Source organism: Streptomyces sp. NPDC050264 (genome assembly GCF_040655895.1).
Classification (GTDB): domain Bacteria; phylum Actinomycetota; class Actinomycetes; order Streptomycetales; family Streptomycetaceae; genus Streptomyces.
The window spans coordinates 208,451-234,619 of sequence record NZ_JBFAKV010000010.1; the positions used below are offsets into that span (position 1 = coordinate 208,451).

The following is a 26,169-nucleotide window of genomic DNA, read 5'->3' on the forward strand; positions in this document are numbered from 1 at the left end:
TCGGGCCGGTCATACAGAGGGGGAACGCAGTTCCCGTCGGAGGATCTTCCCACTTGCCGTCTTCGGCAGCTCCCGCAGGACCTCCACCTCGCGCGGGTACTTGTACGCGGCGAGCCGCTCCTTGCAGTACGCGGACAGCTCCTCGGAGGTGGCGTCCGCGCCGGGGCGCAGGCTCACGTACGCCTTGACGCTCTCACCGCGGTAGGCGTCCGGGACGCCGACGACGGCGGCCTCGCGCACCGCGGGGTGGGTGTAGAGGACGTCCTCGACCTCGCGGGGCCAGACCTTGAAGCCGGACGCGTTGATCATGTCCTTCTTGCGGTCGACGACGTACAGCCAGCCCTTGGCGTCCATGAAACCGATGTCGCCGGTGCGCAGTTCGCCGTCGGGGAAGGCCTCGGCGGTGGCGTCGGGGCGGCGCCAGTAGCCGGGCACGACCTGCGGGCCGCGGACCGCGATCTCGCCCTGCTCGCCGAAGGGGACCTCGTTGCCGAGGTCGTCGAGGATGCGGACGACCGAGTCGGGCCCGGGCACGCCGACCGCGAGGGTGCCGGAGACCGGGTCGACCGGGGCCTCGACGCCCGGCGGCACGGACGCGCAGGGCGCGGTGCACTCGGTCAGGCCGTAGCCGTTGTGGATGTAGGGGCCGAAGGCGGCGCGGAACTTCTCCACCAGGGCGGGCGGCACCGGTGCGCCGCCCGACGATATGGAGGCGAAGGAGGCGAAGTGTTCGCGGGTCGCCTGCGGCTGGGCCGCGAGCGCCATGAAGGCGGTGGACGGGCCGACCGTGTACGCGGGCTCGTGCTCGGTGAACGCGTCGAGGACGACACCCGGTTCGAAACGGTAGGCGAGGGCGAGCGTCCCGGTGTTGGCGAAGCTCGCGACGAGTTCGCAGACCATGCCGGTGATGTGGAACAGCGGCGCCAGCGCGAAGTAGGTGGCGCCCTCGGGGAGGCCGAGCCCGGTGCGCTGCCGCTCGGCGTTGTACATGATGTTGCGGTGCAGGTTCGTGGCGCCCTTGGGGGTGCCGCTCGTGCCGGACGTGTAGCTGATCAACGCGGTGTCGTCCGGGCCGAGTTCGCGGTCGGCGGGGGCCGCGTGCCCGGCCCGTGCCACGGTCACCAGATCGTCGGCGTCCTCGGCCGCGGGCGTCACCCGGTCGAACTTCAGGACCCGCTCGTCGTTCCGCTCCTGGAGGTCGAGTTCACAGGCGGTGAGCACGATACGTACGGGAGAGTCGGCGGCCGTCTCGCGCAGATACGTGTCCCAGGCGCGGTCCGTACAGACCAGTCCCGTCACCTCGGCGTCGTGCAGGACGTGCCCGACCTCACCCGATTTGTACATGGGGTTGACCGGGACGACGACCGCGCCCGCCTTGTACGCGCCGAGCAGCGCGAGCACGAAGTGCGGGGTGTTCTGCAGCATGATCGCGACCCGGTCGCCGCGGCGCAGGCCCCGGGCGGTCAGGTGACCGGCCACCGAGTCCGAGAGGGCGTCCACCTCGGCGTACGAGAGACGGCCGTCGAAGTAGGCCAGGGCGGTGCGGTCGGGGGCGCGGCGCACGGCGTCGGCGAAGACGTGGGCGACGGTGGCGGCCGGGGTGACCGGTGCCTTCTGCGCGTCGCTGAGGACGCCGAGCCAGGGCCGGGCCGCGTAGATCGAGCCCGTCGCGTCCGTCGCGTCCGTCATGTTCGTCGTGTCCGTCACAGGGAGGTCTCCCACTTCTGCTGGATGTGGTTCATGTTCGTCAGCCAGCGGTCGGGGACGGTGGCGCGGGCCGCGTAGTACTCGGCGACCTCCGGGTGCGGCAGGATCAGGAAGCGGTCGTCGGCCATCCCCGCGAACAGCGCCTCGGCGACGTCCTCCGGCTCGATGGCGGTCGGCGCGAGGACCAGGTCGCCCGCCGAGCCCGCCGCCGTGAGCATGTCGGTGCGCACGCCCTGCGGGCAGATCGCGTGGACCTTGACCCCGCGGTGCCGGTAGGTGAGGGAGAGCCACTCGGCGAAGGCGTACGCGCCGTGCTTGGTGACGCTGTACGGGGCCGCGCCCACCATGGTGAGCAGTCCGGCGGCGGAGACGGTGGAGACGAAGCGGCCGCTGCCGCGCTCCAGCCAGTCGGGGAGCAGCGCGTGCGCGGCGCGGACGTGCGCCATGACGTTCACGTCCCAGGCCGCTGCCCAGACCTGCTCGGCGGCGGCCTCGGTGCCGCCCGAGGCGAGTCCGGCGTTGGCGCAGTAGACGTCGACGGTGCCGCCGAGTGCGGCGCGGGCGTCGTCGACGATCGCGGAGGCGTCGCCGGGGACGGCCGTCGCGCCGATCTCGGCGGCGACCGCTCCGGCCTTGGCCGCGTCCAGGTCGTTGACGACGACGCGGGCTCCGGCGGCCGCGAACCGGCGGGCGAGCGCGGCGCCGATGCCGCCGCCCGCGCCGGTGACGACGACTCCCTGGCCCTGCAGACTCTCCACCATCGGTCTCCTTCGACACGACGCGAAACGGCTCGGTTGCCTCAGCAGACTAACCAGTCGGTATGGAGTGGGGGAAGGGGTTCCGTCCGGTGATCACGGCGGTTCGCCGCCAGGTCGTTCCGTGCCGCCCGTCCGGGCACTAGCGTGCATGACCATGCCAGTTCCGATGATCACGGAGGTCCCAGCATGAGCATGTCCAGGCGAGTCCTGTTCGCGGCGGGCGCGGGGGCGGTGGGCGCGGTCGGCGGCCTTGCCGCCGGCGCCGGGACGGCGAGCGCGGCACCCAGCGGCGGCGGGCACGGCCTGCGCACCGGCTTCGAGCGGCTGGCCGCCGACGGCTACGCCCTGCTCGACGGCCAGAAGGTCGGCATCGTCACCAACCCGACCGGGGTCACCCGCGACGTGCGGCACATCGTCGACGTGATGCACCCCGACGAACGCGTCGACCTGGTCGCGGTGTTCGGGCCCGAGCACGGCTTCCGCGGCACGGCGCAGGCGGGCGGCTCGGAGGGGCGCTACGACGACCCGGCGACCGGACTCCCGGTCTACGACACCTACTTGAAGAGCGGCAAGGCACTCGCGGACATCTTCACGGCGTCCGGCGTCGACACGATCGTCTTCGACATCCAGGACGCGGGCGCCCGCTTCTACACGTACATCTGGACGCTGTACGACTGTATGGAGGCGGCGCAGCTCGCGGGCAAGAAGTTCGTCGTCCTCGACCGCCCGAACCCGGTGACCGGCCGGGGCGCCTACGGGCCGGTCCTGCACAAGGAGTTCGCGAGTTTCGTCGGGCGCCGGGAGATCTCCCAGGCGCACGGCATGACGGTCACGGAGCTGGCCCGCCTCTTCAACGGCGAGTACCTGGCACACCCCGTCGAGCTGGCGACGGTCCCGATGACCGGCTGGAAGCGCCGCGACTTCTACGACGCCTCGGGCCTGCCCTGGGTGCCGCCGAGTCCCAACATGCCGACGCCGGACACCTCGCTGGTGTACTCGGGGACGTGTCTCTTCGAGGGCACGAACCTCTCCGAGGGACGCGGCACCACGCGCCCCTTCGAACTGCTCGGCGCGGACGGCATCGACGGCGACTGGGCGGCGAAGGCCAATGAACTCGCCCTGCCCGGCGTGCACTTCAGAGAGGCGTACTTCGCCCCGACGTTCTCCAAGTTCCAGGGCAAGACGATCGGCGGCGTGCAGATCCACGTCGACGACCGGGAGGCGTACGACCCGGTCCGCACCGGTATCGCGCTGCTCGTCACCGCCAAGGCGGTGTGGAGCGACTTCGCCTGGCGCGCGGACAACGCGATCGACCGGCTCAGCGGTTCCACCCGGGTCCGCACGATGGTCGACGCCGGAGCGTCGACGGACGAGATCGTGGGGGCGTGGCAGGCGGAGCTGGCGAAGTTCCGGAATGTCCGCCGCCGCTATCTGACATACAAGTAGGCGGACGGGCGGGCAGACCGGCGGGCGGACGGACAGGCGGGCCACGCCCGGCAGGTCTCAGCACCCGAGACGGCGCGTCCCAAGCATTGACTGCCCCATGCACCTACCGAGACAGTGCTCGACGTGCTCAAAGACGACTCAACCAGGGAGAACGCGCTCGCGGACGCGGCGCAGGCCGGCCCCGAACCGGAGAGCCTGCGCCGCGTGGCGGTGGCGAGTTTCATCGGTACGGCCATCGAGTTCTACGACTTCTACGTCTACGGAACCGCCGCCGCCCTCGTCCTCAACGACGCGTTCTTCCCGAACCTCTCCTCCCTCAACGCCACCCTCGCCTCCTTCTCGACGTACGCCGTCGCGTTCGCGGCCCGCCCGATCGGCTCGCTGATCTTCGGGCACTTCGGGGACCGGATCGGCCGCAAGTCGGTGCTGGTCGCCTCGCTGCTCCTGATGGGCCTGTCCACGGCGTGCGTCGGGCTGCTGCCCGGCTACGGCACGCTCGGCGTATGGGCGCCCGTCCTGCTCGTCCTGCTCCGGTTCCTCCAGGGCGTCGGCCTCGGCGGCGAGTGGGGCGGGGCGGCGCTGCTCGCCGTGGAACACGCGCCGCGCGGCAAACGCGGCATGTTCGCGGCGTTCCCCCAACTCGGCCCGTCTGTCGGCTTCTTCGCGGCGACCGGCATCTTCTGGCTGCTCTCGGAGACGCTGTCCGACGACGCGTTCAAGTCGTGGGGCTGGCGCATCCCGTTCCTGCTCTCCTTCCTCCTGGTCGCCGTGGGCCTCTTCGTCCGCCTGAAGATCAGCGAGACGCCCGTGTTCGCCAAGGTGATCCGGGATCAGGAGGCCAGCAAGGCACCGGCGTTGGAGGTCTTCAAGCGCCACCCGAAGGAGATCCTGCTCGGCGCGGGCGGCATGGTCATCGCGTACGGCCTCTTTTACACGGCCACGACCTACTGCCTCGCCTACGGGACGAAGACGCTCGGCGTGCCGCGCAGCACCATGCTCGCGGTGTCGCTGGTGGCGTGTCTGTTCCTGGCGGCCGGCACCTGGCTCGCCGCGACGCGCTCCGACGCGGGCGGCCGCCGCAAGATGGTGCTCGCCGGCTCCGGCCTCGCGATCGTCTGGGGCCTCCTGCTGTTCCCGCTGATGGACACCGAGCAGCCCGCGCTCATCGCGCTCGCGCTCGGCGGGGCCCTGTTCTGCATGGGTGTGGTGTACGGCCCGATGGGCGCGTACCTGCCGGAGCTGTTCGGGGTCCGGGTGCGCTACTCGGGCGCCTCCTTCGCGTACAACCTGGGCGGTGTGCTCGGCGGCGCGGTGGCCCCGCTGGTGGCGACACGGCTGCAGAGCGCGTTCGGTTCGTCGTCGGTGGGCTGGTACGTGAGCGCGATGGCGGTCGTCTCGCTGCTGTGCGTGCTGGCGCTGCCGGAGACGCGTGAGCGCGAACTCGCCTGATTTATAAGGCGGTTGATGACCGCAGATCTGGCCAACCCCCGCCTGTGGCAGGACGATGCGGCACACCGCACGGACGATTGCCACGGGGGTTGGCCATGACCGTACCGGAAGTACATGTACGTCCCTACTGGGAGCTGATGTTCGACGCCGGCGGCGACCCCGAACCCGGGCGGCGCGACCGGCTGCTGCGGGGGGTGGGCGAGCGCGGGGTGCGGGACCTCGTCGTCCTCGCGCACGGCTGGAACAACGACCGGCCCATGGCGACCCGCCTCTACGACCGTTTCTTCGCGCCGTTCCCGACACTCGTGCCGGGGGCCCGGCTCGGGTACGTGGGCGTGCAGTGGCCGTCCATGCGGTTCGCCGACGAACCGATCCCCGACTTCGACCCCTCGCTCACGGCCGCGGCGGCGGCGCCGCGCACCACGCTCGACGAGAGCACGCGGCGCGCGCTCGTCGCGACCTTCCCGGGCAGCGGGCCGGTCGTCGAGCAGCTGGCCCGGCTCCTCGACCGGCAACCGGACGGGGCCGACGCGTTCGACCGGTTCGGCGGCCTGGTGCGGCAGTTGGCCGGTATCCACCCCACCGCCTGCGGAGCGGACACCGAGGAAGACGGCTCCCCGCACGCCGTTCCCGCGATGCTCCAGGAGAACACGCAGGCCGTGTGCCTCGGGTTCGCCGATGCTCTGGAGGCGACGGCGGGGGCGGCCTTCGCGCTGCCCGGCGGTTTCGCCAGGGCGTGGCAGGGCGCCCACGAACTGCTGCGCCAGGCGACGTACTTCGCGATGAAGAAGCGCGCCGGAACGGTCGGGAAGAAGGGGCTCGGCCCGCTGCTCGGCCGGCTGGCGCAGGACACGCCGGGCGTGCGCGTCCATCTGGTGGGGCACAGTTTCGGGGCGCGTCTCGTGTCGTTCGCGCTGGCCGGTCTGGGGGCCGCGGACCGCAACGTGAAGTCGGTGACGTTGCTCCAGGGCGCCTTCTCCCACTACGCGTTCGCGAGCCGAGGCGCCCTGAAGGGGCAACACGCGCGGATCGACGGCCCGTTGGTGGCGTGCTACTCGCACCTCGACACGGCGCTGAGCACGATGTACCCGCTGGCGTCCCGGCTCGCCGGGGACGACCGGGGGCTCCTCGACCTCGGCGCCCGCTGGGGCGCGATGGGGTACGACGGGGTCCAGGACCTTCCCGGCGCGGCCCGCCTCACCCTCGCGGACGCGCTGCGGACGGGCGTCCCGGGCGCGGGGTGCGTGAGCGTGGACGCGGCCCAGGTCGTCCGCCGCGGATCGCCTCCCGCGGGGGCGCACAGCGACATCTGCCACGAGGAGCTGGCCCGGGTGATCCTCGCGGCCGGGCGGGTGCGCGCCTAGCGCGGGCGGCGCGCAGCGGGCGGCTTCGCGCCACCCGCTGCGTTCCGGACAGTGCTGCCGGACCTACCGGTGTGCCGGGAACTCCACGACCTGCTGATACGTGGGCCGGTTCTGCCACTGGATCCCGCGGTGCGTGATCCCGCCGAGCGCCCGGTGGATGATGGTGTCCGCGCACCACTGGTCACCGGCCTTACAGCTGTCGTCCCCGGGGTAGACCTCGGTGGCCGGCTCGGCCGCGGCGGTGGCCAGCGTCGTCAGGAGCGCGTCCCGGCAGGCCGAGAGATCCCCGGCACCGCAGTACGTGTCCCCCAACTTGCCCTGCACCGGCTGCCCGAGCACCGTCCGCAGGTCCTTGTCGACGTAACCCCACCAGCCGTACTGGAACGAGGACCCGGCGTGCGATCCGGTCGGTCCGTGTCCGGCCGAGGGCGCCTCGTCGACGGTGAGCTGACCCGTCAGCGCCTGGTAGAGGTCGTCGCCGAGGCCCGGCTGGAACTCGGCCTTGACCAGCAGCGGCCACCACGCGTCCATGATCCGTACGGCGTCCGGATGCGCGTATGCCTTCGAGCCCGCGGACGTCTGGTTGCGCTGCGCGCCCGCCTTGCCCCAGGCCTCCAACTGCTGCACGGCTTTGGAGAGTTGCGGGTCGTCGACGGGCTTGCTGCGGATCACCTTGAGGATCTCCGGCAGCACCTGTTCGCCGCGCAGATCGGTGACCGCGGCCTCCTCCATGGCCCGAGTGAGCGAGGCCCGGGTGACGCCGCCCGCGGCGGTGAGCTTCTTCACGCGGTCGTCGAGGAGGTTGGCGCGCTGCACGGCGCCCAGGCTGAAGTTGGCCGCGGTGAAGTCCTTGGCCTGTTTGTTGTTCCAGGAGATGTAGTAGTCCTGGTTGACCGACTGCGGGTGCTGGGACGGGGGCGTCAGGGCCGCCGTGTTGTCCGTGGGGTCGAAGTCCTGCCATTCATAGGCCTGTTCGGCCTTGACCGGCAGCGACATGTCGATGTCCTTGGCCCGCACCGGGTTGGCGCCGCTGTTGTAGTAGGCGGTGTCCCGCGAGTCGGCGTAGAACCAGTTGAAGGCGTAGCTGATGTGCTGCGCCGCCTTCGCGAAGGACGCGGCGTCCGTGACGTACGACGGGTCGTTGAGCATCTGGAAGCCGATGATCGAGTCGGCCTCGTGGCGGTAGGTCGAGCGCAGCGCCGTGTACGCGACGGGTTTGCCGTCGACCGTGGCGCGGTCCGTGACGATGCCGTACTTCGTTCTGAAGACCTGCATGCGGTACGAGCCCGCGGCCGTCGAGTCGGCGACCGTCGGCTTCCAGGAGTTCGTCTTCTCCAGCTTCTCCATCGGGGTGCAGGTGCCCCGGTAGAGGTAGGAGGTCGACTGCTTGGTGGGCGTGCCGCCGCCCGGTTCACAGAGCGGCACCGCGTACGTGTCGGTGATGTCCTGTCCCGCGGACGTCGCCGACCAGGAGTAGTCCTGGCCGCGGCCCAGCTGGATGTACATGCCGACGCCCGCGAAGGAGACGCCGCGCGCGCTGATCCCGGGGCCCTGCAGCTCCTGCATCATCAGCAGTTGTGGCGCGAAGTAGCCGGTCTGCGGGCCGAACACGGCGACCGGGTGGCCGGACGCGGTGTGCTTGCCGGAGACCACGAGGGCGTTCGACATGCCCTTCTTGGAGGCCGAGTCCGTGAACATGTCGGCGGGCAGTACCCCGTCGTCGTACATGCCCTGGAGCGGCTTGAGCTTCGTCGGTGCCTGCACCGGGTCCTTGGTCACGGTGCCGGACTTGGCGGCCGTCGCCGCCGAGCCCGTGCGGTCATGGACGAGCGGCTCCTTGGAGACCGACCCCTTGTCGGGGAGGGCCTGGCCGCGCGCGTTCGCCGGTTTGCCGCCGTACGGGAAGCTCGTGCCGTCGTGGATGGTGGTGACGGCCTCGGGGTCGTTGCGGCCGCGGAAGGACTCCCAGACCTGGGTGCCCTTCTCGACGCCGTACTTCTCCTGGGACTTCATGAGCGAGAGGGCCGCGTCGACCTCTCCCCCGCCGCCGTTGCCGAACAGTCCGCCGACCACCGAGGCCAGCGCGATCATGTCGGTCACCTTGAACGGCTGGATCTCGCCGCTGTTCGTTATCGCGTCGATCTTGCCGGTGAGGACGTACTCGCCCGGGAAGTAGCGGCCGTTCTTGGACTTCTCGCGGTAGGAGTTGAGGCCGTCGATATAGGCCTGCGCGTCGTCCATGGCCTGTTTGCCGCGCTCGCCGCCGGAGTTCTTGATGTAGTCGACCTGCTTCTGCAGATCGTCCTCGGTGTACGGGGCCTGCGGCCAGAACTCCTGCTCCAGGCCCTGGTTCGCGAGGGCGCCGCCGGCGAACGACGTCAGCTCGCCGCGGCCGATGTGGCGGAACAGGTCGATCAGCCAGAGGCGGTCCTGACCTGCGGCGAAACCGGCGCCGAACTCGGTTCCGTACCGCGTGGAACCTTTGATGTGGGGTACGCCGTTCTTCTTGTCACGGGTGATTGTCACGTCGTCGCGGGGGCGGGTGACGGATCCCACTTGATCGCTGGGGACACCGAAGGAGGCGTCGTTGAAGAAGTTCGTGAGCGTGTCGTCCGTGAGTGAGGGGTAGCCGGACGAAAGGGCGTCGTACGGGCCGAGCTGATCGTCGGCGTGTGCGGGCTGAGTGCCGAACAGTTTGTTGCCGAGGATCTCGGCAAGCGTGGCGCTGCCGTTCGCCCCGGGCGGCAGGATGTCCGCGCACTGCCCCTTGCAGTAGTCGCTGACGGGCGCGGGTTCGTCGGCGGCCGTGGCCGTCGAGAGAGGGGAGAGCAGTCCCGCGGTGAGCACGAGGGCCGCGGTGGCCGTAAGTCTCCGCAGAGGGCTACTGGACTTTCTGTGCTGGGTGGTTCGTGGGATGCGTCGTCGCATGCCTGGTCCTCCCGACGATGGTGAGCCGGAGGTTACCGGCGGTTAGCCCACGACAGAAGATGAACATGCGTCACGTTTTCGGAATCACCACAGGGATCACTCGAAGACTCCCCGGCCTCAGAAGGTGCCGGTGATGGGCCCCATCGGAAATCGGATGGGACCGACCGCCCGGAAGAGGGATCCGAATCGCGTGTCGATACGTCTACTCGGCGACGTCGCTTCATGGCTGCGGCGATGCCGACGTACGTGTGACGGAGGTGCAGGGCGATGGCTGGATTCCGGAGTCTGGCAAGACAGGTGCGCGACCCGTTGAGCGACCTGGCACTGCGGCGCTATTCGCTGCGCAAGTGCCTGGAGAGATTCGCTCCCTACGGCCACCGGGCCACCTGGGACCACCTGTGTTCCCGGGCCGGGTTCGGCCCCGAGGACCGCTCCCCCGACCCGGCCCGCCTGGTGGCGGCCCTGGAGGAGCTGGAGGAGGCGCGGGCCGTCTGGCTCGCGTACGAAGTCGCCTTCGCACAGCGTCGGCGCAAGGAGAAGCACGACGGGCTCCGCCGCCCGGGCAGCGTGGACGACTGGCACCGGCTGACCTGGGGCGGCTTCGGGGTCGCCTGGTGCGACGACCCGTCGGTGCACCCCGCCGAGCCGCTCGCCGAAGTGCTCCGCCGGCTGATCGCGGCACTGGAGCGCGAGCCCGGCGAGAACTGCCCCGTGTGCACCGGCACGGCGCTCGTCTGGAAGCACGACCTGGCGCACGAACCGTCGTCGGGCCCCGTCTGTTCCCACTGCGGCATCGTGGTGCCGCGCCCCGTTCTCACCCCCGCGGCCCTGGCGGAGGCCAGGCGGGCGCGGCTGCTGGTCACGGCGTAGAGCGACGTACAGCGCGACGGGGGTGCGGGCCGACACCGGCGCACCCCCGGATTCACCCCTGGCCGGGGATCACTTCCAGCCGCTCGCGGTTGAGCAGGTACTTCGGCAGGTACGGCGCGTCGAGGCCGACCGGGAACTCCATGTCGTACGCGAGGCAGGCCAGCGCCAGCGGACCGAGCGCCACCCGCGCGCGCGGCGCGGCCGAGTCCCCCCAGTAACTCCCGTGCTGCGCAAGGGCGCCCGCGAGTGCCTCGCCGAAAGCGTCGTGGTCCTGGGTGAGCAGCCGGTGGAACAGCGCGACCGGCTGGTACTCGACGGCGTTCAGGAAGTCCTTCGGGGCGAGTGTGGCGGCCTCCGGATGCGACGTCTCCAGGGTGGTGACGAGCTTCTGCACGACGTCGTCCATGGGGCGGTCGAGCCAGTGGGTCTGCAGGGTGTCGATCCAGTGCAGGACGTAGTCGTCGACCGGGACGTCGCCGCCGCGCAGATCGTCGAGCGGCACCTGGCACAGCCGCGTCGTGCGCTCGCGCTCGCGGGTCACCAGGGTGAGGTAGAAGGCGTCGAGCCAGGCACGGGCGTCCGCGTGCGCGCGACCCCCGGCGGCGGGGGTGAACAGGGTGGTGCCGAGCTGCACGGCCGCGGACCAGGCGTCCCAGGTCTCCACCCGGCCGGCGTCCGGGTCGGTCGCGGCATGTGCGTGGGCGAGGGCGACCGCGGCGGTGAAGGCGTCGTCCAGGCCGCCCGGGTCGGCGTCGAACGCGCGGACCGACTCGGTTGCCGCCGCGCCGAGTTCGTCGATACCGGGTGCCGCCGTGGCGGACTGGGCGAGGCGCCCGGCCCGGTCGAGTCCGTGCAGCGCCTTCATCACGTCGAGAAGTTCGGCGGGCGGCCGTACCGAGAAGGTGCGGGTCTCGTCGTCGATGACGGTGAGCGAGGTCAGCCGCCCCTCGTGCCACCAGTACACGCGCGGCGACAGCGAACCGGGGCCGTCCTCGTGGGCCTTGAAGGCGTACGTGGCCAGGTCGTTGACGGCGTCGACGACGCTGCCGTCGACGATCGGATGGAACGCGAGGAGATGCCGGGTCGGTACGACGACGAGCGCGCCCGCGTCGGGCATGCGCCGCCCGGTGACCTCGGCGACCAGTTCCTGCAGGACGAGCGCCTTGGTCGAGACGAACGGCGAGTCGCCGTACACGGAGTACAGCACGGCGTGCCCGTCGAGCCGCACTTCTTCGTAACGCAGCGGCTCCCGCACCAGGTTGCGCTGCCCGGCGGCCCACAGCGCGTCGGCGCCCGCGCGCGCCACGTCCTGGTCGGTGAGCAGGCGCACGGAGTCGGGGCCGTCCAGGGCGAGCGCCAGGTTCAGCCCCTCGGCGACGCCGCGCAGGTAGCTGAACCCGTCGGCCGTGTCGGCGGGGACGGCGCCGGGCGGTACCAGACGCAGGCACGTCCGCTCCAGCAACTCCTCGGTGCTCTCCCCGCCTTGGGACGCGGTGGCGAGACTCGCGAAGAACTCGTCGACCAGTTCCGGCCAGGTTTCTTCGGGTGCGGCGTGGCAGCGCTGCGCCAGGTTCGTCAGCGGGTGACGGTGGCCGCCGGCCTCGGCCGTGTCGCCGGCCACCGTGGGGCGCGCGCCGGTACAGGCGTGCAGACGGTCGGCGACGAGGCCGCGCAGCCGGTCGGCCCGCGCGGCGGTGAGCAGGGGCAGATGAGGGTCAGGCGCGTCGTGTGGTGTCACGCCCCGACTCTACGAGGCGTGCCTTAAGCGCGTCGGCGTCGGGCAGGAACCACAACTGACGGCCCCGGTTGCTCTCCCGTACGAAGTCGCGAAGTGCCGTACTGGCGGCGGTTCTCGCGTCGATGTCGCCGAGGATCACGAGCCCCATCCGGTAGTTGACGAACTTCTGGACCACGTCGCCCGCGACCCGCGTGCGGAGGTGGAAGAAGTCCGGGCCGCACCGCTCGGCCGGAACGGCGACCCAGGCGGCGCCGCGGTACCCGGCCTCGCCGATCAGGTCGATCGCGGCGCGCTCGCCGTCGAGGGGCGGTCCGTCCGGGGAGCACACGAACACGGATGCGCCCGCCATCTCCCGCAGTACGTCGCTCGGTTCGGTCATCGCGGATCCTCCACCAGCATGTCGACGATTCTCAACACCTCGGCCGCCTCGGCCGGTGAGCCCAGCACGACGATCTTGAGCACGGCGCGCTCCTCGTCGTAGACGCTCTCCACGCGCAGCCGCGCGCCGCGCCGGTCGCCGCCGGTGCTGTTGGCCGAGGCGACGAGCGTGTTGCTCAATCGCATCGCGGCCTCCCGGTCCACGCCGTCGACCTGCACGATGACGGACGCCTCGGCGTGTGCCCCGCCGGCCGGGCGGGGCGCGGCCGGGGCGCCCGTGAAGGCCTCCAGGTCGTTACGGGTGACGCGGTACCGGCGGCCGACCTGGGTGGCTTTCAGCCGTCCGTCGCGCACATAGCCACGCACGGTCCGGACGTGCAGGCCGAGCAGGTCGGCGATTTCGTCAAGGGAGTAGTACTGTCGTTGCACTCCCTGAACTTACCTGAGGACGCCCGCTTGAGGGAACAGTAAGTAACCCTAGGGACATCAGGGCCTGATCACGTCCGTCTGGATGGCGAGCTTGAACTCGGCCAGCATGATCGGCACCGCGATGCCGGTGTCCCCCCTCCGCGCCGAGATCTTCAGGCCGACCGGAGTGCCGGGGTGCACGAACATCTGCCAGGTGTAGGAGCGGTACTGGCCGCCGCCGGTGGCCGAGATGTCGGTGGTGGCGGTCGAGTCGTACCCGGTGGAGAGGTTCAGCGGGTCGCGCACGAAGCGGGCGCGGTACTCGGTGGCCCGGCTGTCCGCCGCCCAGAAGACCAGCGCCGACAGGGTGCCCCAGCCGTCGTGACTCGGCCAGATCAGCCCGGAGCGGGCGTCCGGGTACGCGGAGGCGCCCCCGCCACCGGCCGCGTCGTGCATGTTCCACGGGTCGTACGACTCCTCGGCCGCCGCGTACGGGAAGCGCACGAGGTGGTAGCCGTCGCTGTCGTAGGTGATCTTCTGCGCGCCCGAGTGCGCGGACTCGTACTTGAGTGAGCTGATCGCAACTGGCATTTCCGGCCCCCGTTGTCAGTGGCTGCTGGCACCATCGCCCCATGGTGTTCGTGCAGGTATGCCTGAACGGTGCGCGTGGTGCGGATGACGGAGCGGTGGTCCCGCTGTCTCCCGGCGCGCTGGCCGAGGCCGCCGGGGCGGCGGTCGCTGCCGGTGCGTCGGATGTGCATGTTCACCCCAAGTCCCCCTGTGGTAAAGACACGTTGTCGCCACGTTCGGTTGCGGCGACGCTCCGGGCCGTCCGGGAGCGGGTGGCGGTGCCGGTCGGCGTGACCACGGGCGCGTGGGCCGAGCCCGACCCGGCGGCGCGACTGGAGCGGATCCGCGCGTGGACGACCCTGCCGGACCACGCGTCGGTGAACTGGCACGAGGAGGGCGCGGAGGCGCTGGCCGCCGCCCTGCTGGAGCGGGGCGTCGGGGTGGAGGCGGGGGTCTGGTCGGGCACGGACGGGGCGGAGCGGTTCGCGGCCTCGCCGCTCGCGCCGCGGGTGCTGCGGGTGCTCGCCGAGGTGACCGACCCCGATCCCGGCTCGGCCGAGGGCACGGCCCGCGCACTGCTGGACGACCTCGGCTCCGCGCACGGGCGGCCCGTGCTGCTGCACGGGGAGGAGGGCGGGGCCTGGCCGGTGCTGAGGCTTGCCGCGCGACTCGGGTTGGACATGCGGATCGGGCTCGAGGACACGATGGTCCTGCCGGACGGGGCGCGGACTTCGGGGAACGCGGAGTTGGTGAGGGCCGCCCTGGGCGGCTGAAGGCCCGGCTTCACGCCTGCCCCGCACCCCTTACGGGCCTGCCACGCCTACCACCAGGACCCTGGTGCCCGGTTCCAACGGGCGCCAGCGGTGCGCGAGTTCGGCCGCGCAGTAGAGGGTGTCACCTCGCTCCAGCACGTAGCGCGTGCCGTCCGCCTCCACCTCCGCCGAGCCATCGGCCACGTAGAGGATCTCGTCACCGGCGTGCCGGTACTCCCGGTCCCAGTCGTGGTCGCCGGTGAACTCCAGGGCGTGCAGACGCTGTTGACCACGCACGAGAGGGCGTGCCCCGCCCTCGGTCGCCGGTGGGGTACTGGCTCGGACCACGTCGACCGGGCGGGGCGCCTCGGCGGCGGCGAGGAGTTCGACGGCGGTGGTGTCGAGCGCGTCGGCGATGCGCTGCAGCGAGTTCATGCTGGGGCGCGAGCGGCCGTTCTCGACCTGGCTCAGGAACGGGACGGAGACCCCGGCCCGCCCCGCCACAGCGGCGAGCGTCAGCTCAAGGGCGCGCCGCCTGCGCCGGATGCCCGGTCCCACGTTCATGTACTTGTAACACCCTTCTCATCCGTCCCCTGTTCCAGCGCACCTTATCGCCGTGCTTAACTCCTTCACTGTCACTTAAAAAAGTTAACCACGGGAGGGGCCTCCATGGCTCGTGTGGACCAGAACCAGCGGCGCCGCCGCGGCACCGGCCTGATCGCGCTGGACGAGGAGACCGCGTACGACGGCTACACGCTGTTCGCGCCGCTGACCGGCGCCGGCGAGGTGTATCTGATCGACCTGCGCGGCGAGGTCGTGCACCGGTGGAACCTTCCGCACCGCCCGGGCCGGCACGCCCGCATCCTCCCCAACGGGAACCTCGCCTACAGCGGCGTCCTGCCCGACGAACCCGCCCTGTTCCCGATGTGGCACAAGTACCGCGGCGGCCTGATGCAGGAGATCACCCCGGACGGCACGGTCGTGCGCGAGCACCGCGACCCGCTCCAGCACCACGACGCCCACCACTACGGCGACGGCCGGATCCTGTACACCGCCCTCGAACCGCTCACCGGTGACGCCGCCGCGGCCGTGCGCGGCGGGGTCCCCGGCTCCGAGGCCGGCGGCTCCACGGTGTGGGCCGACACGATCGTCGAGGTCGACGCCGACGGGAACAGGATCTGGGAGTGGAAGGTCTCCGAGCGGCTCGGCCGCGACGACTTCCCCCTGCACCCGGACTACTCCCGCGAGCACTACCCGCTCATCAACAGCGTGCTGCCGCTCGCCGACGGGAACATCCTCGCCAGCTTCCGCTCCGTGTCGGCCGTCGTCGTCATCGAGCGCGCCACCGGAAACATCGTGTGGCGCTCCGAGCCGGGCGTCGTCTCGCAGCAGCACTGCCCGACCGAGCTGGAGAACGGCAACTTCCTCGTCTTCGACAACGGCGTCTTCCGGCCGCGCTGGGACGTGCCGTTCAGCCGCGTCATCGAGATCGAGCGGAGCAGCGGCAAGGTCGTCTGGGAGTATCACGACCCGGCGCGCGAGTCGTTCTTCGCCCCGTTCATGGGCAGCGCCCAGCGCCTGCCCAACGGGAACACCCTGGTCACCGACTCCCCCGCGGGCCGCCTCTTCGAGGTGACCGAGGACGGCTATCTCTGCTGGGAGTACGTCGTCCCGTTCTTCGGCGGCTACCAGGAGGAAGAGGTCCGCAAGCTGTTCCCCTCCGAACCCAACGCCGTGTTCCGCTCCTACCGTTACTCCGCCGCCGAGCTGCCCTGGCTGAACCGGTGACCTCCACCGCGAGCCCGGCCGAGGCGACCGTGGCACCCGTCGACGAGCGCCTTCCACTGCGGCGACTGGCCCCCCTCGCCTGCCAGCACCTGCTGGCAGGCGTGGCCGCCCCCGTCTCCTCCGTCATCCTCATCGCGACGACGCTGAAGCTGTCGACCGGGCAGACCGCGTCGCTGCTCAGCGCGACGCTGGTGCTGTGCGGGATCGGCGCGCTGCTCCAGTCGCTCGGCGTGCGCGTGCTGCGGGTGGGGGCGCGGCTGCCGTTCCTGATGCTGCCGGGCGGCGCCGCCGTGGCGATCTTCCTGCAGATCGCGCAGGAGTACGGCCCCGCGACGGCGTCCGGATCGGTGCTGGTCTCGGCCGCCTTCCTGCTCTGCGTGCTGCCGTTCTACGGCCGGCTCGTCCGGCTCTTCCCGCCGCTCGTGATGGGGACGACGGTCGTCCTCATCGGCATCAACATGATCAAGGTGACCGCACCGATGGTCGCCTCAGGACCGGGGCTCGGCTTCGCGACGCTCGGCGTCATCGCCGTCTTCTTCCTCGTCCTGCGCGGTGTGTGGCGGCAGATGGCGGTGCTGCTCGGCCTGGTCTGCGGCACGCTGATCGCCGTCCTCACCGGGACCGAACTGCAGGTCGCGCACGGCGGCACGTTCGCCCTGCCGGACCTCTTCCCGTACGGCGCCCCGCACATCGACCTGCTCGCCGCGATCCCGCTGCTGGTCTTCGCGCTCGCCTCGCTGGCCGAGGCCACCGGGCAGACGGTCCTCAACAGCGAGGCCGTCGGCCGCGCCCCCGACCCGGGCCGGGACGTGCCGCGCATCGCCCGCGCCGACGCGCTCGTCTCGCTCGGCTCCGGGATCTTCGGTACGTCGCTGATGGTGACCAGCGCCGAGAACATCGGCATCGTCCAGCTCACCCGCGTCCGCAGCCGGTTCGTCACCGCGGCGGCCGGGGTGCTGCTCATCGTGTGCGGGCTCCTGACACCGCTGACCCGGCTGCTGGCGGCGATCCCGGAGCCGGTGGTGGGCGCCGCGGGCCTGGTCATCTACGCGGTGATCGCGGTGATGGGCTTCGGCATGCTCTCCCGTACCGATCTGACGCACGGCACCGACAGCGTCGTCATCGCGCTCGCCCTGGTGGTCGGCATGCTGCCGATCGTGGCGCCGGAGATGTACGCGGACCTGCCGTCCTGGGCCCGCACCCTGTTCGGCAGCGGCGTCGCGGCCGGGGCGATCGCGGCGGTGGCCCTGAGCGCGGTGTTCCGGGCCCTGGGTCCCCGGGTCACGGCGCCCGGCGGTCCCGGCGCTCCGCCATCAGACGGGAGCCGGTGAGGCGGTCGCCGAAGACGTCGTCCGGGTTGGAGAGCACGCAGGTCTCCAGGGAGAGGCAGCCGCAGCCGATGCAGTCGGTGAGGTGGTCGCGCAGGCGGCTCAACTGCGTGATGCGCTCGTCCAGTTCGGACCGCCAGGCCTCCGAGAGGTGCGCCCAGTCCTCGCGGGTCGGGGTGCGCTCCTCGGGGAGTTCGGCGAGGGCGTCGCGGATCGTGGCGAGCGGGATGCCGACGCGCTGTGCGGCGCGGATGAAGGCGACCCGGCGCAGGGTGTCGCGGGTGTAGCGGCGCTGGTTGCCCGAGGTGCGGCGGCTGTCGATCAGACCCTTGGACTCGTAGAAGTGCAGGGCGGAGACGGCGGCGCCGCTGCGCGCCGACAACTGGCCGACGGTGAGCTCGTGGATCTTCTCCGGGATCTGTGGCACCCGGCCGAGCCTAGTGCCCCGGCGGTCGGCGTTGTTAGCATGCCAGGAGGTCTGAGCAAGCGCTTAGACAATGGACCTGGGAGGTCACTGGACATGGCGGAGCCGCGGGTTTTCAAGGACGCAGACGAGCTGAAGGCCGCCGTCGGCGAGCAGTTGGGCCACACGGACTGGGTCGGCATCGAGCAGGAGCGGATCGACCGGTTCGCCGAGGCGACGGGTGACCACCAGTGGATCCACGTCGACCCGGAGCGCGCCAAGGCGGGACCGTTCGGCACGACCATCGCGCACGGCTACCTGACGCTGTCGCTGCTGCCGCTGTTCGGTCCGCAGCTGATCGCGGTCGAGGGCGTGAAGATGGGCGTCAACTACGGGACGAACAAGGTGCGTTTCCCCGCCCCGGTGCCGGTCGGCTCGCGGCTGCGGGCGACGGCGAAGATCACGTCCGTGGAGGACGTGCCGGGCGGGGTGCAGGTGTCCGTGGCGTTCACCGTGGAGCGCGAGGGCGGCGAGAAGCCGGTCTGCGTCGCGGAGTCGGTGTCCCGCTACTACTTCTGAGACCGCGCTCCCACCATCCGGAGCACGAGGTCGGCGTAGAGGGCGCCGACCTCGTCGGGGGTCCGGCGGCCTTCCGTGTTGAACCAGCGGGCCACGTCGATGCAGAGGGAGAGCACCGCGACCGTCGTGCCGGGGACGTCCGGCACGTCGAACTCGCCGGCCTTCACCCCGTCGTTGATGATCTCGCGCACGGCGTTGTCGCTGCGGCGGCGCAGTTCCACGATGGCGGGGCGGTGCTCCTCGCCGAGCGAGTCCAGTTCGTACTGGACGACGCGGGCGGTCGTGTGGTGCCCGGCGTGCCAGCGCACGAAGGAGCGCACCGCCTCCGCCAGCCGGTCGGCGGCGCTCCCCTCGCCGTCGGCCGCGCGGCGCAGGATCGCCAGCGCCTTCTCGTGGCCGATGCGGCTGATCCGAAGGAGGAGCTCCTCCTTGGTCTTGTAGTGGATGTAGAGCGCGGCCGGGCTCATGCCGGCGCGGCTCGCGATGTCGCGGGTCGTGGTGGCGTGGTAACCGCGCTCGGCGAACGCCTCGACCGCGGCGACGAGCAGTCGCCGGGCCGCGTCGGGGGTGACCTCGGCCCACGGCATCTCGTCGATCGCCTGGTCCTCGACCCGCTCGTCCTGCGTCATCGGTCCGCTCACATCCTCCCGGGTACGTGCGCCCACACCATACCCTCCGGGGTGAGCGGGCGCTTAGGCCGGAATGATCGTGTGGCTCAGACGACCGGCTTGAAGGGGTCGTGGTCCGCGAGGATCTTCTCCAGGCGGGCCTGGTCGACCCGGCTCACGATCTGGTCCGCCTCCTGGCGGTCCCTGATCACCTTCGACAGGGTGAAGGCCGACGTCGTCAGGTACAGGACCGAGATGGCGAGGAACGCGCGGATCCAGCCGCTCACATCGAGGCTGTAGATACCGATGGCCACCGCCGCGAGCGCCACCGCGAAGGAGGCGAGGGCCTGTCCGTAGAAGGCCGTGGTGTTCTGCTGCTTGACCGATGTCTCACTCATACGGCACAGCATGGAGCGGATGTGGCCGCAGTCACATCCGCTCCCCTACTCATGTACGTACTCAGGGCGACGCCCCCGGTGCGACGACTTCAGTGCGATGCCTTCAGAACGCCGAGACCCCCGTCAGGGCGCGGCCGATGATCAGCTTCTGGATCTGGCTCGTGCCCTCGTACAGGGTCATGACGCGCGCGTCGCGCAGCAGCTTGCCGACCGGGTACTCGTCGATGTAGCCGTAGCCGCCGAAGACCTGGAGGGCGTTGTTGGCGGCGCGGACCGCGGCTTCGGACGCGAAGAGTTTGGCCTTCGAGGCGGGCGTCGCGAACTCCTCGCCACGGTCGATGAGGTCGGCGACGCGCCACGTCAGCAGGCGGGCCGCGTCCACGTCGACGGCGATGTCGCTGATCAGTTCCTGGACGAGCTGGTACGAGGCGATCGACTTGCCGAACTGCTCGCGTTCGCCCGCGTAGCCGACCGCGGCGTCGAGCGCGGCCTGGGCGATGCCGACGCAGCCGGCGGCCACCGACATCCGCCCCTTGGCCAGCGCGGACATCGCGATGGAGAAGCCCTTGCCCTCGGGGCCGAGCAGCGCGGTGGCGGGGACGCGGACGTCCTCCAGGACCAGTTCGGCGGTGGCCTGGCCGCGCAGGCCGAGCTTGCCGTGGATGGTGCGGCGGGTCAGCCCCGGGGTGTCGGTGGGGACCAGGAAGGCGGAGACGCCCTTGTGGCCGGGGGCGTCGGTGGAGCGGGCGAAGAGCAGGACGACATCGGCCCAGGTGCCGTTGGTGATGAACATCTTCGAGCCGTTGATCACCCAGTCCCCGTCGGAGCCGCCGTCGCGCACGGCCCGCGTCGTCAGGTTGCCCGCGTCGGAGCCGGTGCCCGGCTCGGTGAGCCCGAAGCAGCCAAGGGCCTCGCCCGCCGTGAGCCTCGGCAGCCAGTCCCGCTTCTGCTCCTCGGTGCCGTACGACTGGATGGTCTTCGTGACCAGGCCGAGGGAGACCGAGACGATGCCGCGCACGGAGGAGTCGCCACGGCCCAGCTCCTCGGTGACCAGGCAGTACGCGAGGTGGTCGCCACCCGAGCCGCCGTACTCCTCGTCGATGGTCAGGCCGAGGAAGCCGACCTCGCCGAGCTTCTTGACGATCCCGCGGTCGACCTCTTCGGCGCGGTCCCACGTCACCACGTTCGGTGCGATCTCGCGGTCCACGAAGTCCTTGGCGAGCCGACGGACGGCCGTCTGCTCCTCGCTCAGCTCCAGATTCATGGACGACTCCCAGGCACGTGCGGCAGATGCCATTAAATTAGCACTGCTAGTTTTTGGCTGACAGCCCTACTATGTGCCGCATGGCCCGACCGCGCAAGCCCCTCCTGAGCACCGACCGCATCGTCGACGCGGCCCGCGCCCTCGTCGACACCGAGGGGCTCGCGGCCGTCTCGACCCGGCGGCTCGCGGCCGAGCTCGGGGTGAGCGGGCCGTCCCTGTACAACCACTTCCGCACGAAGGACCAGATCCTGGAGGCGGTCGCCGACTCGGTGAGCGCGCAGGTCGACCTGTCGATGTTCGACTCCGGTGACACCCGGGGCTGGCGGACCGCGCTGCACGACTGGGCCGTCTCCTACCGGGCCGCGCTGCGCGAACACCCGAACATCGTGCCCGTGCTGGCCCAGGGGCCGGGGCGGCGGCCCGCCGGGCTCCGGCTCGCCGACGCCGTGTTCGGCTCCATGACCGACGCCGGATGGCCGCCCGCGCAGGCCACCTCCATCGGCGCGCTCATGCGGTACTTCGTGATGGGCTCCGCGCTCGGCTCGTTCGCCGGCGGGTTCGTCGACGACGAGACGGCGTACGACCCGGCCGACTATCCGCACCTCGGACAGGCGCACCTGCTCGCGGAGCACCAGGACGTCGTGGACGACCGGGCGTTCCAGACGGGGCTCACGGCGCTGCTCGACGGGCTCTCCGTCCAGTACGAGCAGGTCGTGGCGACCGCGCACTGACCGGTGCCGGCAGCCGATGTTTCGGTCCGCGCCGAAGCGTGCCCGGCGCATCCTTGAGCCATGGCTGCTTCCAAGGAACCCGGTGCCCCGCGGCTGGCCGCGCTGGCCGCGCTGTTCGCCGACGAGACCCGGGCCGCGTGTCTGCTGGCCCTGCTCGACGGCCGGGCCTGGACCGCGGGCGAACTCGCCCGGCACGCCGGGGTCGCCGCCTCCACCGCGAGCGAGCACCTCGGCAAGCTCGTCGCGGGCGGGCTCCTCGCGGAGGAACGGCAGGGCAGGCACCGGTACGTACGCCTCGCCGACGCACCGGCCGCGCAACTCGTGGAAGGGCTCGCCGCGTACGCCGTGCCCGGTGGCGGCGAGCGGCCCCCGACCCTGCGGGCGTCGTCGGCGCGGGACGCGATGGCGCGCGGGCGCACCTGTTACGACCATCTGGCCGGGCGGCTCGGGATCGCCGTGGCCGACGGGATGGCGGAGCGGGGGCTCTTGCGGGTCGACGCGGGGTTCTCGCTGACGGACGCGGGTCTCGGCTGGTTCCGCGTGCTCGGGGCCGCACTCGATCCGGGTGGGCGGCGGCCCCTCGCCCGGGGGTGCCTCGACTGGACGGAGCGGCGCGTTCATCTGGCCGGGGTCGCGGGGGCGGCCTTGTGCCGCCACGCGTTCGCCTCCGGCTGGGTCGAGCGGATCGGGTCCGAGCGGGCGGTTCGGGTCACCGGGTCCGGGGCGGCGTTCTTCTCGGCGGAGCTGGGAGTCCGGGAGGTCTTTTGAGCGGCCCCCGCCGTCTCGTCCGCCCGGCCGCTGCCCGGTGGGGCTTCTCGCGCGGTTCCGCGCGCGCCTGAGGCGCGCACTGTGTGCGCCACCTCAGGCGCGGAATGGGCTCGGTACCGCTCAGAAGATGACCAGGGCCCGGCCGCCCTTGCCGGCCACCATGTTGTCGAACGCCGCCGGGATGTCGTCCAGGGTGATGTGTTCCGTCACCAGCGCGCTCAGGTCCAGGCGGCCCGCGCGGATGTGCTCGGCGAGGACCGGGAGGTCCCTGGCCGGGTCGGAGTTGCCGTAGACGCAGCCGGCCAGGGTGCGGCCCCAGTGGAAGATCTCCAGGGCGTTGAACGTGACCTGCTGGTCCTTGCCGCCGATGCCGACGACCGTGGTGCGGCCGCCGCGCCGGGTGGACTCCCAGGCCGTGCGGATCGTCACGGCGCGGCCGACGCACTCGACGGCCACGTCGACGCCCTGTCCGCCCGTGAGGGCACGGATCTCGCGGGCGGTGTTCTCGGAGGCGATCACGTAGTCGGTGGCTCCCGCCCGGCGGGCCAACTCCTCCTTCTCCGGGGAGACATCGACCGCGACGATCTTCGAGGCGCCCGCGATGCGTGCCGCCTGGAGCGTGGCGAGGCCGACACCGCCGACGCCGTACACCGCGACGGTCTCGCCCTCGCGGACCTGTGCGGAGTGGTGGACGGCGCCGTAGCCCGTGAGGACGGCGCAGCCGAGGAGCGCGGCGTCGGTGAGCGGGACACCGGCCGGGGCGGGCAGGACGCAGTTCGCGGCGACGTCGGTCTCCTCGGCGAACGCGGCGACGTTGAGCCCGGGGTGCAGGTCGGAGCCGTCGGACGAGCGGTGGGCGTACACGTCGGCGGCGCCGGCCAGGGCATTGGCGCAGAGCCAGACCTCGCCGAGCGCGCACGCGTGACAACTGCCGCATGACGGAGCCCAGTTGAGGACGACGTCGTCGCCGGGCGCGACATGCGTGACGCCCTCGCCGACAGAGACGACGGTGCCCGCGCCCTCGTGGCCGAGGACGGCGGGGACCGGCAGGCGCATGGTGCCGTTGGTCAGGGACAGGTCGGAGTGGCAGACCCCGGCGGCGACGAGCTTGATGCGGACCCGGCCGGGTCCCGGCTCGGGCAGGTCGATGTCGGCGATCTCCAGCGGGGAGCCGACGGCGGGCAGTACAGCGGCGCGAACCATGATGGAGGAACTCCTGAACGGGACTCGGTGCTGACGCGGAACCGGAGGGAACTGGCTCAGAACTGGAGGGACTTGGTCTGGAGGTACTCGGAGAGGCCGTGCGAGCCCAGCTCGCGGCCGACGCCCGACTGCTTGTAACCGCCGAACGGGGCCAGGGGGTTGAAGCGGCCGCCGTTGATGTCGACCTGCCCCGTGTCCATGCGGCGCGCGAAGGCGACGGCCTCCGCCTCCTCGCCCGCCCAGACCGCGCCGGCGAGCCCGTACACGGTGCCGTTGGCGATCCGCACGGCGTCGTCCTCGTCCTCGTAGCGGATGAGCGAGACGACCGGGCCGAAGATCTCCTCCTGGGCGATGGCCATCTCCGGCGTGACGTCGGCGAAGACGGTGGGCTGCACGAAGTAGCCCTGCTCGCGCGGGGATTCGGGTCCGCCCGCCACGATGCGGGCGCCCTCCGCGACGCCCTTCTCGATGTAACCGCGCACGCGCGCCTGCTGCTTGGCGTTGACGAGCGGGCCGATGCGGTCGCCGTACTTCGCGGCCGCCGTCGCCGCGAGCTCGACCGCCTCGTCGTACTGCGAGGTGTGGACGAGCATGCGGGTCCAGGCGCTGCACGTCTGACCCGAGTTGCCCATCACGTTGGCGACGCCGACGTTGACGGCCTTGCCGAGGTCGGCCGAGGGCAGGATGACATTGGCCGACTTGCCGCCGAGTTCGAGGGCGACGCGCTTGACGGCCGCGCCCGCCGTCGCGCCGATCTGCCGGCCGACCGCGGTCGAGCCCGTGAAGGAGACCAGGTCCACGTCCGCGTGCTCGGCGAGGGCCTGGCCCGCGACCGCGCCGACCCCGGTAACCAGGTTGAAGACGCCCGCGGGGATCCCCGCCTCGTGGACGGCCTCGGCGAAGAGCTGGGCGGTCAGCGGGGTGTCCTCGGCGGGCTTGAGGACGACGGTGCAGCCGGCGGCGAGCGCCGGGGCGACCTTCGCGACGATCTGGTGGAGCGGGTAGTTCCAGGGCGTGATGGCGCCGACGACGCCGACCGGCTCCGAGTAGACCGTCGAGTTGCCGACCTTCTCCTCGAAGGGGTGGCTCGCGGCCAGTTCGGCGTACGAACCCGCGACCATGACCGGCACCCCGGCGTGCACCGCCTGCGAGAACTGCAGCGGGGCGCCCAGCTCGGCGGTGACCGTCTCGGCGACCTCGTCCTTGCGGGCCAGCAGCACGTCGCGGAGCGCGGCGATCCCGGCGGCGCGCTCGGCGGGCGGGGTCGCGGCCCAGCCGGGGAAGGCGGCGCGGGCGGCACGGACGGCGGTGTCGACGTCCTCGGCGGTGCCCGCGGGGACGTGGCCGATCACCTGCTCGTCGGCCGGGTTGACGACAGCGATGGTGTCGCCGCCCGCGGCCGGGCGCCAGGCACCGTCGATGTACATCCCGTCGTGGGCCTTCATGGGCTCTCCTTCTGGTGCGGACTCGTCGTCTTCCTCGCCGTCGCCCCCAAACTAGCGCTGATAGTTTTCCGACGCCAGAGACGCCCGTCACCTCGCGCCGCATCCGGTTCCCGGACCCCGCGCGCCCCGAGCCCCGCCGCGACCAGCAACAGCCCGCCCAGCATCACGAACGGCGCGGCCGTGCCCACCACCCCCGCCACCAGGCCCGCGGAGGCCGGGGCCGCGACCTGGCCGAGGCGGTTGCCGGTCAGGCGCAGGGCCAGGGCGGTGGAGCGGGCGTCGGCAGGGGCCGCCTGCACCACGGTGGTCATGGACAGCGGCTGCCCGACGCCGAGGCAGAAACCGAGCAGCACCAGCATCACGCCGAGCGCCCGGACCGGGACGGGCAGTGCGATGCCCGCGCACAGCACCGCGGCCAGCAGACAGGTCGCGGAGATCAGGACGGCCCGGCCCAGCCAGTCGATGAGCGGCGTCATGACCAGCCGGCACGCGATCGTCGCGGCGGCCCGCAGGCTCAGCAGTACGCCGATGACGGACGGGGCGATCCCCCGGTGTTCGCCGACCACCGGGAGGTAGGCGGTGAGGATGTCGGTCGCGGAGAGCACGGCGAGGCTGATGAAGATGCCGCCGGGGACGCCGCGGGTGCGCAGGATGCGGTGGACGGGGACGCGCGCCGCGCCCTTCGCCGGCCGCGAACCCGTCCTCGTACGGGAGAACTCGATGCGCCACAACGACGTGAGCGCGACCGCGCAGCCGCCCGCCGCGACGAGCAGGGCGAGGGCGCTGGTGCCCGCCATGTCCGGGCCGCCGATCAGGGCGCCCGCCGCGACGGGCCCGATGAGCTGGCCGAGGGAGGCGCCGATGGTGAAGTGGCCGAAGTTGCGGTCCTGTTCGTCCGGGGCGGACTGGCGGGCCACGATCGACTGGGCTCCGATGACGAAGCAGAGGTGGCCGAGGCCCATCACACCGCTCCAAGCGGCCATCGCCGCCAGGGAGTTCGCGAGGCCGCTGAGCGCGCAGCCGCCGGAGATCAGCACGACGCCGAGGGGCAGCAGCGGGGCGCAGCGGCCGTGGTCCGTGCGCCGGCCCAGCGGGACGGCGGCGAACAGCGGGAGGAGGGCGTAGACACCGGCGATGACACCCACCGCCCGTTCGTCGGCGCCGAGTGCGAGGGCCCGGTAGGAGACGGCGGGCCGCGCCATCGACACCGCCGCCTGCGCGAAGCTGAAGGCGATGACGAGGCGGAGCAGCCAGGTCCGCGTCTCCCCGGGCTTGTACGTCACGGT

25 protein-coding genes are annotated in these 26,169 nt (G+C 71.7%); 10 read left to right on the plus strand and 15 right to left on the minus strand.

Going from position 1 to position 26,169, the window contains the following annotated elements:
* Nucleotides 1-9: 9 nt before the first annotated feature.
* Both AB0J02_RS20175 and AB0J02_RS20180 read right to left on the minus strand, forming a co-directional pair.
* Nucleotides 10-1,689 (minus strand): AMP-binding protein, encoded by a 1,680-nt coding sequence (locus AB0J02_RS20175; RefSeq protein ID WP_363195191.1) that lies wholly within the window; start codon nt 1,687-1,689, stop codon nt 10-12.
* Nucleotides 1,690-1,703: 14 nt separating this feature from the next.
* Nucleotides 1,704-2,468 carry an SDR family NAD(P)-dependent oxidoreductase gene (locus AB0J02_RS20180; RefSeq protein ID WP_363195065.1) on the minus strand — a complete coding sequence of 255 codons (765 nt, stop codon included), beginning with the start codon at nt 2,466-2,468 and terminating at the stop codon, nt 1,704-1,706.
* Between the two features lie 183 nt (nt 2,469-2,651).
* Here AB0J02_RS20180 and AB0J02_RS20185 point away from each other — a divergent pair, with 183 nt between their 5' ends.
* The 3 genes from AB0J02_RS20185 (at nt 2,652) to AB0J02_RS20195 (ending at nt 6,724) form a co-directional block, all read left to right on the plus strand.
* A complete protein-coding gene (locus tag AB0J02_RS20185; RefSeq protein WP_363195066.1) occupies nt 2,652-3,911 on the plus strand; it encodes a DUF1343 domain-containing protein in 1,260 nt (419 codons plus the stop codon).
* A gap of 195 nt (nt 3,912-4,106) precedes the next feature.
* On the plus strand, nt 4,107-5,360 hold the full coding sequence (locus AB0J02_RS20190) for an MFS transporter (RefSeq protein WP_363195192.1): 1,254 nt from the start codon (nt 4,107-4,109) through the stop codon (nt 5,358-5,360).
* A gap of 95 nt (nt 5,361-5,455) precedes the next feature.
* A complete protein-coding gene (locus AB0J02_RS20195) occupies nt 5,456-6,724 on the plus strand; it encodes a serine-threonine protein kinase (protein ID WP_363195067.1) in 1,269 nt (422 codons plus the stop codon).
* 63 nt (nt 6,725-6,787) lie between these two features.
* Here the strand turns inward: AB0J02_RS20195 and AB0J02_RS20200 are convergent, their stop codons facing one another.
* Nucleotides 6,788-9,652, minus strand: a complete 2,865-nt coding sequence (locus AB0J02_RS20200; protein ID WP_363195068.1) for a penicillin acylase family protein — start codon at nt 9,650-9,652, stop codon at nt 6,788-6,790.
* Between the two features lie 267 nt (nt 9,653-9,919).
* Between AB0J02_RS20200 and AB0J02_RS20205 the strand changes: the two genes are divergently transcribed.
* Nucleotides 9,920-10,522, plus strand: coding sequence for a hypothetical protein (locus AB0J02_RS20205; protein ID WP_363195069.1), 603 nt, complete (start codon nt 9,920-9,922; stop codon nt 10,520-10,522).
* 52 nt (nt 10,523-10,574) lie between these two features.
* Here the strand turns inward: AB0J02_RS20205 and AB0J02_RS20210 are convergent, their stop codons facing one another.
* The 4 genes from AB0J02_RS20210 to AB0J02_RS20225 are packed head-to-tail and all read right to left on the minus strand — an operon-like array spanning nt 10,575 to nt 13,637.
* Nucleotides 10,575-12,260, minus strand: a complete 1,686-nt coding sequence (locus AB0J02_RS20210) for an immunity 49 family protein (RefSeq protein WP_363195070.1) — start codon at nt 12,258-12,260, stop codon at nt 10,575-10,577.
* Nucleotides 12,238-12,639 (minus strand): DUF4180 domain-containing protein, encoded by a 402-nt coding sequence (locus AB0J02_RS20215; protein ID WP_363195071.1) that lies wholly within the window; start codon nt 12,637-12,639, stop codon nt 12,238-12,240. The genes AB0J02_RS20210 and AB0J02_RS20215 overlap by 23 nt, the downstream gene beginning before the upstream one ends.
* The gene (locus AB0J02_RS20220) at nt 12,636-13,067 is read right to left on the minus strand and encodes a helix-turn-helix domain-containing protein (RefSeq protein WP_363195072.1); all 432 of its coding nucleotides are present in this window, start codon (nt 13,065-13,067) and stop codon (nt 12,636-12,638) included. Before AB0J02_RS20220 ends, AB0J02_RS20215 begins: the two co-directional genes overlap by 4 nt.
* Before the next feature lie 57 nt (nt 13,068-13,124).
* Complete coding sequence (locus AB0J02_RS20225; protein ID WP_363195073.1) at nt 13,125-13,637, minus strand: hypothetical protein; 513 nt, start codon at nt 13,635-13,637, stop codon at nt 13,125-13,127.
* Nucleotides 13,638-13,678: 41 nt separating this feature from the next.
* On the opposite strand from AB0J02_RS20225, the gene AB0J02_RS20230 reads away from it, so the two are divergent.
* On the plus strand, nt 13,679-14,389 hold the full coding sequence (locus AB0J02_RS20230) for a 3-keto-5-aminohexanoate cleavage protein (RefSeq protein ID WP_363195074.1): 711 nt from the start codon (nt 13,679-13,681) through the stop codon (nt 14,387-14,389).
* 30 nt (nt 14,390-14,419) lie between these two features.
* Here the strand turns inward: AB0J02_RS20230 and AB0J02_RS20235 are convergent, their stop codons facing one another.
* Entirely contained in the window at nt 14,420-14,932 is a 513-nt protein-coding gene (locus AB0J02_RS20235; protein WP_363195075.1) for an XRE family transcriptional regulator, read from the minus strand.
* A gap of 105 nt (nt 14,933-15,037) precedes the next feature.
* On the opposite strand from AB0J02_RS20235, the gene AB0J02_RS20240 reads away from it, so the two are divergent.
* Both AB0J02_RS20240 and AB0J02_RS20245 read left to right on the plus strand, forming a co-directional pair.
* Complete coding sequence (locus AB0J02_RS20240) at nt 15,038-16,156, plus strand: aryl-sulfate sulfotransferase (protein ID WP_363195076.1); 1,119 nt, start codon at nt 15,038-15,040, stop codon at nt 16,154-16,156.
* Nucleotides 16,153-17,487: a solute carrier family 23 protein gene (locus AB0J02_RS20245; protein WP_363195077.1), complete on the plus strand. Its 1,335-nt coding sequence runs from the start codon at nt 16,153-16,155 to the stop codon at nt 17,485-17,487. Before AB0J02_RS20240 ends, AB0J02_RS20245 begins: the two co-directional genes overlap by 4 nt.
* Here AB0J02_RS20245 and soxR read toward each other — a convergent pair.
* Nucleotides 17,438-17,911 carry a redox-sensitive transcriptional activator SoxR gene (soxR, locus tag AB0J02_RS20250; protein WP_363195078.1) on the minus strand — a complete coding sequence of 158 codons (474 nt, stop codon included), beginning with the start codon at nt 17,909-17,911 and terminating at the stop codon, nt 17,438-17,440. The two genes, AB0J02_RS20245 and soxR, sit on opposite strands and share 50 nt — an antisense overlap.
* Before the next feature lie 93 nt (nt 17,912-18,004).
* On the opposite strand from soxR, the gene AB0J02_RS20255 reads away from it, so the two are divergent.
* Nucleotides 18,005-18,466, plus strand: coding sequence for a MaoC family dehydratase (locus AB0J02_RS20255; RefSeq protein ID WP_363195079.1), 462 nt, complete (start codon nt 18,005-18,007; stop codon nt 18,464-18,466).
* Here AB0J02_RS20255 and AB0J02_RS20260 read toward each other — a convergent pair.
* The 3 genes from AB0J02_RS20260 to AB0J02_RS20270 all read right to left on the minus strand — a co-directional run bounded on the left by AB0J02_RS20260 (nt 18,457) and on the right by AB0J02_RS20270 (nt 20,736).
* Entirely contained in the window at nt 18,457-19,095 is a 639-nt protein-coding gene (locus tag AB0J02_RS20260) for a TetR/AcrR family transcriptional regulator (protein ID WP_363195080.1), read from the minus strand. The genes AB0J02_RS20255 and AB0J02_RS20260 overlap by 10 nt on opposite strands.
* A gap of 86 nt (nt 19,096-19,181) precedes the next feature.
* Nucleotides 19,182-19,472, minus strand: a complete 291-nt coding sequence (locus AB0J02_RS20265; protein WP_363195081.1) for a YiaA/YiaB family inner membrane protein — start codon at nt 19,470-19,472, stop codon at nt 19,182-19,184.
* 103 nt (nt 19,473-19,575) lie between these two features.
* Nucleotides 19,576-20,736, minus strand: coding sequence for an acyl-CoA dehydrogenase family protein (locus AB0J02_RS20270; RefSeq protein WP_363195082.1), 1,161 nt, complete (start codon nt 20,734-20,736; stop codon nt 19,576-19,578).
* Between the two features lie 80 nt (nt 20,737-20,816).
* Here AB0J02_RS20270 and AB0J02_RS20275 point away from each other — a divergent pair, with 80 nt between their 5' ends.
* Nucleotides 20,817-21,467 carry a TetR/AcrR family transcriptional regulator gene (locus AB0J02_RS20275; protein WP_363195083.1) on the plus strand — a complete coding sequence of 217 codons (651 nt, stop codon included), beginning with the start codon at nt 20,817-20,819 and terminating at the stop codon, nt 21,465-21,467.
* A gap of 60 nt (nt 21,468-21,527) precedes the next feature.
* On the plus strand, nt 21,528-22,235 hold the full coding sequence (locus AB0J02_RS20280; protein WP_363195084.1) for a winged helix-turn-helix domain-containing protein: 708 nt from the start codon (nt 21,528-21,530) through the stop codon (nt 22,233-22,235).
* 120 nt (nt 22,236-22,355) lie between these two features.
* On the opposite strand, the gene AB0J02_RS20285 is transcribed toward AB0J02_RS20280, so the two are convergent.
* The 3 genes from AB0J02_RS20285 to AB0J02_RS20295 are packed head-to-tail and all read right to left on the minus strand — an operon-like array spanning nt 22,356 to nt 26,166.
* Nucleotides 22,356-23,438 (minus strand): Zn-dependent alcohol dehydrogenase, encoded by a 1,083-nt coding sequence (locus AB0J02_RS20285; RefSeq protein ID WP_363195085.1) that lies wholly within the window; start codon nt 23,436-23,438, stop codon nt 22,356-22,358.
* Between the two features lie 56 nt (nt 23,439-23,494).
* Nucleotides 23,495-24,883 carry an aldehyde dehydrogenase family protein gene (locus AB0J02_RS20290; protein ID WP_363195086.1) on the minus strand — a complete coding sequence of 463 codons (1,389 nt, stop codon included), beginning with the start codon at nt 24,881-24,883 and terminating at the stop codon, nt 23,495-23,497.
* The gene (locus AB0J02_RS20295) at nt 24,880-26,166 is read right to left on the minus strand and encodes an MFS transporter (protein WP_363195087.1); all 1,287 of its coding nucleotides are present in this window, start codon (nt 26,164-26,166) and stop codon (nt 24,880-24,882) included. Before AB0J02_RS20295 ends, AB0J02_RS20290 begins: the two co-directional genes overlap by 4 nt.
* Between the last annotated feature and the right edge of the window lie 3 nt (nt 26,167-26,169).

Coding starts and splice junctions, on each gene's coding strand:
- AB0J02_RS20175 (WP_363195191.1), bottom strand. CDS start 1,689: ATGACGGACGCGACGGACGCGACGGGCTCGATCTACGCGGCCCGGCCC.
- AB0J02_RS20180 (WP_363195065.1), bottom strand. CDS start 2,468: ATGGTGGAGAGTCTGCAGGGCCAGGGAGTCGTCGTCACCGGCGCGGGC.
- AB0J02_RS20185 (WP_363195066.1), top strand. CDS start 2,652: ATGAGCATGTCCAGGCGAGTCCTGTTCGCGGCGGGCGCGGGGGCGGTG.
- AB0J02_RS20195 (WP_363195067.1), top strand. CDS start 5,456: ATGACCGTACCGGAAGTACATGTACGTCCCTACTGGGAGCTGATGTTC.
- AB0J02_RS20200 (WP_363195068.1), bottom strand. CDS start 9,652: ATGCGACGACGCATCCCACGAACCACCCAGCACAGAAAGTCCAGTAGC.
- AB0J02_RS20205 (WP_363195069.1), top strand. CDS start 9,920: ATGGCTGGATTCCGGAGTCTGGCAAGACAGGTGCGCGACCCGTTGAGC.
- AB0J02_RS20215 (WP_363195071.1), bottom strand. CDS start 12,639: ATGACCGAACCGAGCGACGTACTGCGGGAGATGGCGGGCGCATCCGTG.
- AB0J02_RS20225 (WP_363195073.1), bottom strand. CDS start 13,637: ATGCCAGTTGCGATCAGCTCACTCAAGTACGAGTCCGCGCACTCGGGC.
- AB0J02_RS20230 (WP_363195074.1), top strand. CDS start 13,679: ATGGTGTTCGTGCAGGTATGCCTGAACGGTGCGCGTGGTGCGGATGAC.
- AB0J02_RS20235 (WP_363195075.1), bottom strand. CDS start 14,932: ATGAACGTGGGACCGGGCATCCGGCGCAGGCGGCGCGCCCTTGAGCTG.
- AB0J02_RS20240 (WP_363195076.1), top strand. CDS start 15,038: ATGGCTCGTGTGGACCAGAACCAGCGGCGCCGCCGCGGCACCGGCCTG.
- AB0J02_RS20255 (WP_363195079.1), top strand. CDS start 18,005: ATGGCGGAGCCGCGGGTTTTCAAGGACGCAGACGAGCTGAAGGCCGCC.
- AB0J02_RS20260 (WP_363195080.1), bottom strand. CDS start 19,095: ATGACGCAGGACGAGCGGGTCGAGGACCAGGCGATCGACGAGATGCCG.
- AB0J02_RS20265 (WP_363195081.1), bottom strand. CDS start 19,472: ATGAGTGAGACATCGGTCAAGCAGCAGAACACCACGGCCTTCTACGGA.
- AB0J02_RS20270 (WP_363195082.1), bottom strand. CDS start 20,736: ATGAATCTGGAGCTGAGCGAGGAGCAGACGGCCGTCCGTCGGCTCGCC.
- AB0J02_RS20275 (WP_363195083.1), top strand. CDS start 20,817: ATGGCCCGACCGCGCAAGCCCCTCCTGAGCACCGACCGCATCGTCGAC.
- AB0J02_RS20280 (WP_363195084.1), top strand. CDS start 21,528: ATGGCTGCTTCCAAGGAACCCGGTGCCCCGCGGCTGGCCGCGCTGGCC.
- AB0J02_RS20285 (WP_363195085.1), bottom strand. CDS start 23,438: ATGGTTCGCGCCGCTGTACTGCCCGCCGTCGGCTCCCCGCTGGAGATC.
- AB0J02_RS20290 (WP_363195086.1), bottom strand. CDS start 24,883: ATGAAGGCCCACGACGGGATGTACATCGACGGTGCCTGGCGCCCGGCC.